This window comes from Mucilaginibacter sp. SG538B, from assembly GCF_013376065.1.
Classification (GTDB): Bacteria; Bacteroidota; Bacteroidia; order Sphingobacteriales; family Sphingobacteriaceae; genus Mucilaginibacter; species Mucilaginibacter rubeus.
The window spans coordinates 271,438-282,985 of sequence record NZ_JABMJI010000005.1; the positions used below are offsets into that span (position 1 = coordinate 271,438).

Annotated in this window: 8 protein-coding genes and 2 tRNA genes; 3 read left to right on the forward strand and 7 right to left on the reverse strand. The window is 43.7% G+C overall.

Annotated features, from left to right (window positions below):
• Positions 1-106: 106 nt before the first annotated feature.
• From FHW88_RS24730 to FHW88_RS24745, 4 genes are all read right to left on the reverse strand, one after another.
• The gene (locus FHW88_RS24730) at positions 107-1,330 is read right to left on the reverse strand and encodes a site-specific integrase (protein WP_176628323.1); all 1,224 of its coding nucleotides are present in this window, start codon (positions 1,328-1,330) and stop codon (positions 107-109) included.
• 249 nt (positions 1,331-1,579) lie between these two features.
• Positions 1,580-1,664, reverse strand: a tRNA-Leu gene (locus tag FHW88_RS24735).
• A 53-nt stretch (positions 1,665-1,717) separates the two neighbouring features.
• Positions 1,718-1,790 (reverse strand) — tRNA-Gly (locus FHW88_RS24740).
• Positions 1,791-1,913: 123 nt separating this feature from the next.
• Complete coding sequence (locus FHW88_RS24745; protein ID WP_176628324.1) at positions 1,914-2,396, reverse strand: regulatory protein RecX; 483 nt, start codon at positions 2,394-2,396, stop codon at positions 1,914-1,916.
• A 60-nt stretch (positions 2,397-2,456) separates the two neighbouring features.
• Between FHW88_RS24745 and FHW88_RS24750 the strand changes: the two genes are divergently transcribed.
• Both FHW88_RS24750 and FHW88_RS24755 read left to right on the forward strand, forming a co-directional pair.
• A complete protein-coding gene (locus tag FHW88_RS24750) occupies positions 2,457-4,919 on the forward strand; it encodes a bifunctional UDP-N-acetylmuramoyl-tripeptide:D-alanyl-D-alanine ligase/alanine racemase (RefSeq protein ID WP_176628325.1) in 2,463 nt (820 codons plus the stop codon).
• Positions 4,920-4,935: 16 nt separating this feature from the next.
• Positions 4,936-5,526 (forward strand): DUF502 domain-containing protein, encoded by a 591-nt coding sequence (locus FHW88_RS24755; RefSeq protein ID WP_112654514.1) that lies wholly within the window; start codon positions 4,936-4,938, stop codon positions 5,524-5,526.
• A 100-nt stretch (positions 5,527-5,626) separates the two neighbouring features.
• Here the strand turns inward: FHW88_RS24755 and FHW88_RS24760 are convergent, their stop codons facing one another.
• On the reverse strand, positions 5,627-6,880 hold the full coding sequence (locus FHW88_RS24760) for a TCR/Tet family MFS transporter (RefSeq protein ID WP_176628326.1): 1,254 nt from the start codon (positions 6,878-6,880) through the stop codon (positions 5,627-5,629).
• A 511-nt stretch (positions 6,881-7,391) separates the two neighbouring features.
• The gene (locus FHW88_RS24765) at positions 7,392-8,657 is read right to left on the reverse strand and encodes a TCR/Tet family MFS transporter (RefSeq protein WP_176628327.1); all 1,266 of its coding nucleotides are present in this window, start codon (positions 8,655-8,657) and stop codon (positions 7,392-7,394) included.
• A 93-nt stretch (positions 8,658-8,750) separates the two neighbouring features.
• Here FHW88_RS24765 and FHW88_RS24770 point away from each other — a divergent pair, with 93 nt between their 5' ends.
• Positions 8,751-10,706: a redoxin domain-containing protein gene (locus FHW88_RS24770; protein WP_176628328.1), complete on the forward strand. Its 1,956-nt coding sequence runs from the start codon at positions 8,751-8,753 to the stop codon at positions 10,704-10,706.
• Between the two features lie 74 nt (positions 10,707-10,780).
• Here FHW88_RS24770 and FHW88_RS24775 read toward each other — a convergent pair whose 3' ends face one another.
• On the reverse strand, positions 10,781-11,488 hold the full coding sequence (locus tag FHW88_RS24775; protein ID WP_090533093.1) for a TIGR00730 family Rossman fold protein: 708 nt from the start codon (positions 11,486-11,488) through the stop codon (positions 10,781-10,783).
• Positions 11,489-11,548: the final 60 nt, after the last annotated feature.

An 11,548-nucleotide genomic window follows, 5' to 3' on the forward strand; every position in this document is an offset into this window, starting at 1 on the left:
AACTCGAGAGGGGAGCAGGATCGAACTGCCGACCATAGGGTTATAAACCCTATGTTTGTTTACGCTTCAGGCACATTTCGCCGTTAGTGCATCGCCATGTTCTTAATTATATCAAAGAGCCCCTTTTTCTTAAAAGTTCTTCCATGTCATCACTCACTTTTTTATCTGTTAACTTGGCATATTGCTGTGTTTGTTTAATGTTTGTATGGCCAAGCATTTTTGATACGGTTTCTATTGGCACTCCGTAATTAAGGGTTATTGTCGTAGCAAATGTATGTCTCGCTATATGGAAGGTCAGTTCTTTGTTGATACCTGCAATAGAGGCGATTTCTTTCAAATAAGCATTCATCTTTTGGTTACTGAGGATAGGGAGTGCCCGATCATTATTAAGGCACTTTTCGTGATTCCTATATTTTTCAATGATTAAAGTTGCTTCAGGTAGCATAGGTACCCTTGTTGATGTACTTGTTTTTTGACGGTTTGTAAAAATCCATTGGCTCTTATTTATTCCTTCGACAATTTCGCTGAGTTTCAATTTTTCAACGTCAGCGTAGGAGAGACCGGTATAACAACTAAATAGAAAAATATCCCTGACCGTAGTCAATCGGTCAGATGTGAATTTTTTCTTTGCCAGCTTTTGTAATTCCTGTTCTGTTAATGCGACCCGCTCAACTTTTTTTTGGGTAAACTTAAAATCGGTGAATGGATCAGTTGCCAGCCATCGGCTCTTAACACAAATCAGGACAATCTTTTTTACGTTAGACAAATATTTCATGGTCGAGTTGTGATTGCACTTTTGAATACTTTTAAACCAAAAGCAGAACTCTGTGATGAACTCGTAATCCAATTTTTTAACGTCAATGTCTTCCTGCCCAAATTTCCAGACGATAAATGCGGCTGTATGGGTCAGGGTTGTTTCGTAACGAGCAATAGTGTTATGGGAAAATTCAGATCCCATCAGGGTTTTCATTTGCTCATTGTGTTTCCTGAAAACAGACAGCAACGTTACTTTTTTTTCATCAGTTCCTGTCATAATGGCCTTGATCGCTTCAACTGTAATTTGCTTTTCAGACTCGATTAATTTCTTTTTTGCCTGGAAAACCGTTTGCTCCAGCGCATCGAGATAGCTGTTTAATTCTTTGACAGACTCTTTTTTCCCCATAGCACGCCCAGATTCGCTGCTCCAGAATGATGGATCACATTTTCGTTTGGTGGAAAGTTCTTTTGAATAGCCATCGACAGTGATTTTTAAATAAATGGGCAGCGGTCCAGTCTGGTAGTTTTTGGGTCTTCTCATGAAGAATAGTAACCCGAAGCTTTTTTCTAACATAATACTTAATAAAAAGGTTAAACAAATGTCGGAAGCCGGTCCCTGTCAATCAAGATGTTCACGAGTTGTACATGTTTGATTTTCAGTCTATTGTGAGGTTTTTATTGAGTCTTTTTTTTGTTGTAGATAACTCAATGAATCACTCAATAGAATTTTGTGTTTATTTGCGGATTTTGAGTGGGTTTTAAAACAAAAAAGCCCCTAAATCATTGATTTAAGGGCTTTTTAAGCGATTTTACGCTGCTTTTGTACTCAGAGCGGGAATCGAACCCGCACTCCGTTTACGGGAACAGGATTTTAAGTCCTGCGTGTCTACCAGTTCCACCATCTGAGCAGGTGTCTAACCTTTTAAAAATAAAACCCTTCTTTCAATCAGGAAGGGCTTTGAGCGAAAGACGAGATTCGAACTCGCGACCCCGACCTTGGCAAGGTCGTGCTCTACCAACTGAGCTACTTTCGCATTGGTATTTTCTCGCTTGAAGTAAGCTTTCGTTTAACCGGCTGCTTATCTCGTTTGCGGGAGTGCAAATATAGGTAGAATTGGATACTCTGCAAGGGAAATTTTAACTTTTTTTAAAATAGTTTATAACTTGCTGTTTTTCAAAATATCAGCTATCAACTCAGCTTCAAATCCGCGGCCCATGGCGTATTGCTGTAGCTTGTACCGGCGCTTCAGGTGGTTCTTCTCGGTTAGGGTCGCCTCTTTTTTTTGTACTAAGTGGGTCAAAGCAGCCAAATAATCGTCAGGGTCAATAGTGAGGAGAGCTTTTTTGATCAATACATCGGGCACCCGTTTAAGTTTAAGCCCTTGTTTAATTTTAATACGTCCCCACACTTTTTGGTTAAATTTACTTTTAGCATAGATCCGTGCAAAGCGTTCCTCGTTAAGGAAATTGCCCTCTATCAATTGGCTTATAATGCGTTCAACAGCGTCAGGCCATAGTCCCCACTCGTAAAGTTTGTCGCGTACTTCCTGCTGGGCGCGCTCTTGGTAGGCGCAAAAGTGCTCGGCTTTTGCAAGGGCAACTTTCTCGTCAGTAATTTTAATTGATTTGGGTTGATCCATTTAAAAACCAAAATTCGTTAAAAATTATTCTATTTGTTTTAATATCTCCAAATTAGCAGCATGCCCAATAACACGTACACCATAAGCGCTATAAAAAAGATCATCAAGGCAGATGGCAACATCGTTGAAGAATATACGATCAGTGCGCTTTTTACCGATAGCCGCCGGATCAACAACCCTGCCGAAGGCTTATTTTTTGCCCTGAGCGGCAGACGCAATGGCCATGAGTTTGTTGCCGAAGCTTATGCAGGCGGTGTGCGCAATTTTGTGGTAGAACATGGCCCGGAGTTTAACCTGCCCGGCGCAAACTTTTTGATTGTGCCAGATCCGCTGGCGGCCCTGCAAATGCTGGCAGCCTATCACCGCAGCCGTTTTAAGCTGGAGGTAATTGGCATTACGGGCAGTAACGGCAAAACTATAGTTAAGGAATGGCTTTACCAGCTGCTTTCGGCCGATAAAAATATTGTACGAAACCCTAAAAGTTATAATTCGCAAATCGGTGTGCCATTGTCCGTATGGCAAATCAACGACCGAAACGAACTGGGGATTTTTGAAGCGGGCATCTCTACCATAAATGAGATGAATAAGCTGGAAGCTATCATTAAGCCCGAAATAGGGGTACTCACCCACATAGGCCCTGCGCATGACGAGGGTTTTGAATCGCCCAGGCAAAAGCTCCTGGAAAAACTGGGGCTATTCAAAAACAGCAGGCTGCTGATCCATAATTACGATCAGTTGCTCGGTTATGAAAAAGACATCGCGGCTAAAGAGACCTTTACCTGGAGCCGTAAGTTTCGTGAAGCTGATCTGTATGTTTTCAGCGAGACGGTGATCTCCAAAAATTATTACTTCCGTGCCCGGTACCAGGGTAAAGAGATAGAATGCCTCGTGCCTTTTACCGACCAGGCCTCGGTAGAAAATGCCATAACCTGCTGGGCTACTATGTTGGCTTTAGGCTACAGTGCTGTAGAGGCCGACAAGCGCATAGAGCGCCTCGCGCCGGTAAGTATGCGGTTGGAGTTAAAAAACGGCGTAAACAACTGCTCTGTTATTGATGATTCATACAATTCGGATCTGCAATCGCTGGAGATAGCGCTTAACTTTTTATCGCAGCAAAATCAGCATCAAAAAAAGACGCTGATCTTGTCGGATATTTATCAATCTGGCCTGCAGCAGGATGTGCTGTACAAACAGGTGGCCGAATTGATCCGGGCCAAAAAGATTGATAAATTTGTTGGCGTAGGGGAGGCGCTGCTCGGCCATCAGCAATATTTTGACATAGCCCAACAACATTTTTATGCAGATACAGCCACTCTGCTGCAACAGTTAAAAGCACTCAATTTTAAAGATGAAACCATCCTGATCAAAGGTTCGCGCAGTTTTGAGTTTGAGCAGGTGAGCCGCGCGTTGGCCCAAAAAGCGCATGAAACCGTAATGGAGATCAACCTGAACTCCTTACTAAACAACCTCAACTTTTATAAATCAAAGCTTAAGCCGGGTGTAAAAGTGATGGCTATGGTAAAGGCTTTTAGCTATGGCAGCGGCACTTTTGAGGTTGCCAATATGCTGCAATATAATAAGGTTGATTATTTGGCGGTTGCCTATATTGATGAGGGGGTAGCTTTACGGCAGGCGGGGATTAACCTGCCCATCAAAGTGCTTAACCCCGAGGCTTCGGCATTTGATAAGCTCACCGAATATAAGCTTGAGCCGGTAATTTACAGTTTTGGTTTATTAGATGATTTTGTGGGCTATGCTTCGGCACAAGGCATTGCCGGTTACCCGGTACACCTTAAAATTGACACCGGTATGCATCGCCTGGGTTTTGAAAATTACGAGATAGAAACCCTGTGCGATATGCTGGAGGTCAACCGTTACGTACGGGTGCAATCGGTATTTTCACACCTGGTAGCAAGCGAAAGTCCGGAACACGACGAGTTTACTAAAAAGCAGATCAGGCGCTTTGAAAAGGCTTTTAAGGAGATAGAGCGTACACTGGGTTATAAGGTGATCAAGCACATCTGCAATACTGCCGGCATTATCCGCTGGCCTTCGGCACACTATGATATGGTTCGATTGGGGATAGGATTGTATGGAATCGATTCGTCGGTATCAGGGGCTGATGCGGGCTTGCAGCCTATAGCCAGTTTAAAAACCAGCGTTGCCCAGGTTAAAAAGATTGGAAAAGGAGACACAATCAGCTACGGGCGAAGCGGGAGCCTTATTAAAGACGGGAAAATAGCTACCGTTCGTATTGGCTATGCCGATGGTTACCTGCGTGCCTTTGGTAAAGGCGTGGGTAAAATGCTGGTGAAAGGCACACTTGTGCCTACAGTGGGCAACATCACAATGGATATGTGTATGCTGGATGTGAGCGGCCTTGACGTGCATGAAGGCGATGAGGTGATCATCTTTGATGAGCACCAGCGCATTGAAGAACTTGCAAAGCAGATAGGCACCATCCCTTATGAAATATTAACCAATATTTCGCAAAGGGTAAAAAGAGTGTACTTTTACGAGTAGAAATCAGGGGCTTAAAATGAACAGGTTAGCGCGGGCATTATTCAGGTATTTTGTAAAAGGGATGTTGGTGGTTGTACCGGTAGGCGCAGCTATTTTCCTGATGTACTGGGCGGTGGCCAGCATTGATAAAGCGCTTAACCTGAGTGATCTTTGGGTTGATAAAACCGGGAAGCACATGTATATCCCGGGCTTGGGGATCCTGAATGTGGTAGTGGTTATCATGATCATGGGGGTACTGGTTACTAATGTAATCACCGAGCCAATTAAAGCCTGGTTTAAACGCTGGTTTGCACGTTTGCCCATCTTCGCGTTCCTGTATTCGTCAATAAAAGATTTGACAGAAGCCTTTGTTGGCGAAGAGAAAAAGTTCAACGAACCGGTACTGGTTGAAGTTAATGAGTTCGGTTTAAAAAAGATAGGTTTCCTGGTTCAGAAAGACTTGGCAAAGATTGGCTTGCCCGGCGAGGTAGCCGTATACTTCCCATATTCCTACTCGTTTGCGGGGCAGGTAATCATCATTGCTGCCGATAAGGTAAAACCGATGGATAAGAGTGCAGCCGATGTGATGAAGTTTGTGATATCTGGCGGGGTGAGTGGGTTGGATTAGCCCAGCCCGGCCCCCTCTAAATCTCCCCCGGTAGGGGAGACTTTTTTGAATTTTCAAAGTCCTCCCTTCCGGGGAGGGTTTGGGTGGGGCTTGCGCGTTCCTATGGCAACACCTCCACCTGTTTTGAATCTGTCACCCCGGCTTTCTTAAAACTCCTTACTGCCAAAAAAACAGCTATCAGCATCAATACAGCCCCCAATATATAAGGCGCGCCCGGAAAATAGGTTGAAGTATTGCGATGGGTGAACAAATGAAACACCGAACTCATTAACAGGGGGCCGATGATCACAGCTAAACTACTGATACTGGTCAATGAGCCCTGCAATTCGCCCTGCTCTTTAGCTGATACCGTACTGGTAATCATACCCTGAAGTGAAGGACCCGAAATACCGCCAAGGCAATAAGGTACCATGAACACATACATCATCCAACCCTGGTTGGCAAATGCTATGAGGCTTAAACCGATGGTATAGAATAGTAAGCCGGCTACGATATTTTTCTCCTGCCCGAATTTGGGGATCGTAAACCTGATCAAGCCGCCCTGTATGGCTACCAGTACTATTCCAATAAAAAAGCCTAAAAAACCAATGCTTTTCAGCGACCAGTCGAATTTTTCAGTTACGTAAAACGATAATACATATTCAACAGCTTTTTGAGCAATGTACACCAAAGAAAATGCGCCTATCAACCCGATTAGGGATTTATAGCGCGAAAGGTTGCGTAAGGAGCTAACGGGATTAGCCTTCTTCCATTCAAAACGCCTGCGGTTTTTGATATTTAATGATTCGGGTAATACAAAATAGCCATATGCCGCATTCAGGAGGGCCAGACCGGCCGCCAGCATAAAAGGGAACCGCACATTTAATGCACCCAAAAAGCTCCCGGTGCCTATGCCAATAATAAATCCAAGACCGGATGCTGCCCCAACTAAACCGAAGTTCGCTGCCCGGTTTTTACCTGTACTGATATCGGCAATGTAAGCGGTTGCTGTGGTATTACTGGCGCCCGCAAAGCCCGCTATGGCACGGCCGATAAATAACCAGGCCACAGTAGGAGCAAAGGCCATAAAAATATAATCTATCCCAAAGCCAATAAGCGAACCTAATAATACAGGCCGGCGCCCGTACCTGTCGCTCAGGTTACCCAGTAGCGATGAAAACAGGAACTGCATGGAGGCGTACGTGAACGTTAAATAGCCATTATATTGCGCAGCGGTACTTACATCCATGTTGCCCAGCTTTTCGAGCAGCGAGGGCATTACCGGTATAATGATGCCTAAACCAAGTACATCAATAAAAAGCGTTACGAAAATAAATCCTAAGGCGGCGGTATGTTTTTTAGGTTTGGCGCTCATTAATAATGATAAAGGTTTAAGCTGATTAAAAGTTTTATTATGGGCTGTTTTACAGTTTGATATTTAATTTATACTTGCGCTTTTGCTATTCTTCGCTGTTGTTATCACCAACTTTGTGACCGGCAATAGTGCATTCATGATATTAAGACATGAGGATCGAAATGATTGTTTGCGACAGCACCAACAACGGCAGGTTGAGGGTGTTTATCTATCAATTTTACAATATGGGCGTTGCCTGCGGCCCGGGCTTTCCGTTACAAGTCCTCGCTTTTCCCGCGCAAGCCCAATCCACGCTCCGGGCTTTTCACTGCAATCCCTAACGCGGCTCCCGCTCATTGTCCCCTAAAATATATTTTAAACAGCATCACGGTTTTTACAGGATTTTCCCTGATGGCTACTTGCAATGACATGGTTTCTGTTTAATCTCCCAATAATTTCATCTTCCAAACACGTATGACAATAATACCAACAACAGCAAAGCTTTAAGCTTTGTGCATTCTGCTTTTGGCTTTTAATGCAAGGTTGCCAGGGCATCCATATCCTTTGCTGAGGTTTTCTTCACGTTTTTGAAATTACGGATAGCAAGCAAAGCACTTATCAACATCAGTATTGCACCTAAAATAAAGGGGGCTCCCGGAAAAAAGAAGGGCCTTTTATCATTGGTGAAATAATAAAATAAAGTGGTCATTACCCAGGGGCCAAAAATGGCGCTCAGGCTCATGAGGCTGGTTAGGCCACCCTGCAGTTCACCCTGTTCATTGGCGGGTACCTGGTTGGTCATGATGCCCTGCAACGCCGGGCCTGCAATACCGCCAAGGGCATAAGGCACCATAAAGGCAAACATCATCCAACCCTGGGTTGCCATAGCAAACAGGATAAGGCCGATGCTATATAGCAGTAAGCCAACCCAAATGCAACGTTCCATGCCCAGTTTGGGCAGGATCAGGCGCATCAGGCCGCCCTGTACAAGTGCTATCATCAGGCCTATAAAGGCAAGAGAATAACCAACCGTATCCTCGCCCCATTTAAATTTTTCGAAAGTAAAATAGGTCCAAACGTTTTGTACGGCCTGCCCGGCAAAATATACCAGGAACAGCGATAGGGCCAAACCAATAACCGACGGATATTTTTTAAGCTGCAGCAATGAGCCAAGCGGGTTTGCCCTTTTGATATCGAAGGGGCGGCGATGGGCCTCATCCAGCGATTCGGGCAGGATGAAGAAACCATAAAGGGCGTTCAAAAAGGCTAAACCTGCGGCAGCGAAAAAGGGATATTGAACATCCATTTTACCTAACACACCGCCAATTGCCGGGCCAATGATAAAGCCGAGACCAAAGGCAACGCCAATCATACCAAAGTTTTGGGCGCGCCTTTCGGGAGTACTCACATCAGCTATATAGGCCGATGCTGTGGTGAAGCTGGCGCCGGTAATGCCTGCAATTGCCCGGCCTAAAAATAGCCACCATATGGATGGTGCAAAGGCAAGGAACAAATAATCAATGCCAAAACCCAGTAAGGAACAAAGCAAAACCGGGCGGCGGCCATACTTATCACTCAGGTTGCCTATCATTGGCGAAAAAAGGAACTGCATTACCGAATAGGCCAGCGTTAAAAAGCCGGCATACAAAGAAGCTTCGCTCAACCCGGCGTGGATCAATTTTTCAATCAGTTTGGGCAGTACAGGTATGATGATCCCTAAGCCTACCACATCAATCAGTAAAGTAACAAATATAAAGCCTAAAGCTCCCTGGGGTTTATTCTTGGCGGACTTATCCATGGCGCAAAATAAATTATTAACGTTAATAATTGTTAAAATAATTGTATTTATAATAATTTGTATTTAACTTGAACTATATAATTAGTTAAACCTATGAAACCACACAAATCAATGCTACTATTGCCGGCACTGCTGGCTGTGCAGATTGTTTTTGCACAAAATAATCATCTTACATTATCTGATAGTTATCCATCGGCAACTGAAAAAGTTCAAATTACTTATGATCCGGAGAGTACGCCTGTTGCCGGTAAAAAGGATATTAGCGCAGAAGTATATTACATTGATGGGAAAGATAACCCCGCAGCCGACATCGAACTAAAACCTAATGGCGCTTTACTTTCAGGCGATTTTACCATTCCTGCCGCAGCGAAAGCTTTTTTTGTAAAGATTTTTAGTAACGGTGACATCGATAATAATAATGACAAAGGGTACATATACTTAATTTATAAAGATAAAAAACCCGTTCAGGGTGCTTATGAAGCAAAAGCTTACATATTGGCGAGTGGTGTTGGCAGTAATTTTGCCAAAATAAAAACCGATTCTGAAGAAGGGCTGGCCTTGTTTAAAAAGGAATACGATACTAACCCGCAGGCCGAAAAGCCCTATCAGTTTAATTATTACTACCTGTTGGCCAAGAAAAAGGACCCGGCTACCTCGGCCATGTTAAACGCCAAGGTTCAATCGCTTGAAAAAAGCACGGTAGAAAAAGATCTGATCCTGGCCGCTAATATCCTGAACTGGCGCAACAAAAAAGCCTCTGCCGATTCATTGGGAGAGATCATCAAAGCTAAGTACCCTAACGGCGAATCCGTAAAAAACGAGGCGGAGTTTGCCATGATACGCGAGAAGGACGTACACAAAAAAGATTCGCTTTATAAAGCATATATAGCCAAATTCCCGGCTATGGCTACTGATAAAGGTTCTCGAATAGATTATATACGAGGGCAGCTGGCTACCGGCTTTTTGACTGATGGTAATACTGCTGCTTTTAATGCTTATGCAGCACAAGTTCAAAACAAATCAAGCATTGCAAACAGCTATAACAACATAGCTTATGGCTGGGCTCAACAAGATGAGCGACTTGATGAGGCTGAAAAGCTATCAAAACAATCATTGGACATCGTTACTGAAAAAATGAAGCATCCCGAGGCTTCGCCGTTTATGTCGGTAAAGAGCATGCAAAAGCAAAACAAGGATGTATACAACATGTATGCTGATAGTTACGCGTTCATTTTATATAAAGAGAAAAAATATGATGAGGCCCTTAAATATCAAAAAGAGGTTTATACAGACAACAAGGATAACGACCCTATTACCAACGAGCATTACGTACTCATTTTAAATGCCCTTGGCAAATATGCTGAATCAAAAGACGTGATTGAAGGCGCATTTAAGGCAGCTAAAGTTTCCCCGGCTTTAACAACCGAGTTAAAAAAAGCCTATGTGGGCTTAAAAGGCAATGAAGCAGGTTACGATCAATACCTGGCCGGTTTATCGGCTATTGCAAAAAACAAAAAGAAAGAGGAGGTGGCTAAACAAATGATCAACGAGCCTGCTGCCAAATTTGCCCTTAAAGATTTTGCGGGAAAAACAGTTTCGCTGGCCGACTTAAAAGGCAAAATTGTTATAGTTGATTTTTGGGCTACCTGGTGCGGGCCTTGTAAAGCATCTTTTCCGGGGATGCAAATGGCTGTAAATAAATATAAGGATGATGAGGATGTGAAATTCCTGTTTATTGATACCTGGGAAAACGGCGATAATTATATTGATGGCGTAAAGAAATTCATTGCAGACAATAATTACACCTTTAACGTGCTGGTAGATGAAAAAGGCAGCGATGGCAGGCAATCAAAAGTGGTATCACAATTTGGAGTAACCGGTATTCCAACCAAGTTCATCATCGATAAAAACGGCAATGTCCGCTTTAAGGTTGTGGGGTTTGATGGCTCGGCTGATGGGCTGGTAGATGAAGTGAGCACAATGATTGACATGGCAAAAGCGCCGGTTGCTGCGGAGGTTGCTGCTACGCCAAAACAAAACATGAAATAGCTGATTGCAACCTAAAACTATATCAAAACAAAAATGCCGCCCTGTTGGAGCGGCATTTTTTATTGTATTGCCTGTTAAAAGTTCGGCTTAAGTACGTATTTGTTATAGAAACGGGTGATGTGCTCAACAGCTTCTTCCGCGGTATCAACCACGCGGTAAAGGTTCAGGTCGTCGGGATTGATATTGTGCTGGTCGTTCAGCATTTTTTCTTCAACCCATTTAAACAGGCCTTTCCAGTATTCAACTCCAACAAAAATGATTGGGAAACGGGCAATTTTACCGGTTTGGATAAGTGTAATGGCCTCAAACGATTCATCCATAGTGCCAAAGCCGCCGGGCAAAATGATAAAACCCTGCGAATATTTCATAAACATAACCTTACGGATAAAGAAGTAATCAAACTCCATGATCTTATCCCTGTCGATATATTTATTGTGGAACTGCTCAAATGGGAGTTCGATATTTAAACCTACCGATTTACCGCCGTTTTCATAGGCGCCCTTGTTGGCAGCTTCCATAATACCGGGCCCGCCGCCTGATATTACACCGTAACCATGCTCGGTAAGCAGGCGGGCGGTTTCTACCGCCAGTTGGTAATATTTGTTATCGGTATGCGTACGTGCTGACCCGAAGATGGATACGCATGGGCCAATTTTGGCCAGTTTTTCAAAGCCGTCAACAAATTCGGCCATTATTTTAAAGATCTGCCAGGAGTCGGTAACTTTAATTTCCTGCCAGTTTTTGTTCTCGAAAGCTTGTCTTATTTTATCTTCTCCTGTCATAGCTTTTTTAGTCCGTAAGTCCGGGAAGTCCGCTGTCCGTAAGCCCGGATGTTTTTTGTT

Bases quoted from the DNA above. Each gene is read 5' to 3' on its own strand.
- FHW88_RS24730 (WP_176628323.1), bottom strand. From the start codon at position 1,330: ATGTTAGAAAAAAGCTTCGGGTTACTATTCTTCATGAGAAGACCCAAA.
- FHW88_RS24745 (WP_176628324.1), bottom strand. From the start codon at position 2,396: ATGGATCAACCCAAATCAATTAAAATTACTGACGAGAAAGTTGCCCTT.
- FHW88_RS24750 (WP_176628325.1), top strand. From the start codon at position 2,457: ATGCCCAATAACACGTACACCATAAGCGCTATAAAAAAGATCATCAAG.
- FHW88_RS24755 (WP_112654514.1), top strand. From the start codon at position 4,936: ATGAACAGGTTAGCGCGGGCATTATTCAGGTATTTTGTAAAAGGGATG.
- FHW88_RS24760 (WP_176628326.1), bottom strand. From the start codon at position 6,880: ATGAGCGCCAAACCTAAAAAACATACCGCCGCCTTAGGATTTATTTTC.
- FHW88_RS24765 (WP_176628327.1), bottom strand. From the start codon at position 8,657: ATGGATAAGTCCGCCAAGAATAAACCCCAGGGAGCTTTAGGCTTTATA.
- FHW88_RS24770 (WP_176628328.1), top strand. From the start codon at position 8,751: ATGAAACCACACAAATCAATGCTACTATTGCCGGCACTGCTGGCTGTG.
- FHW88_RS24775 (WP_090533093.1), bottom strand. From the start codon at position 11,488: ATGACAGGAGAAGATAAAATAAGACAAGCTTTCGAGAACAAAAACTGG.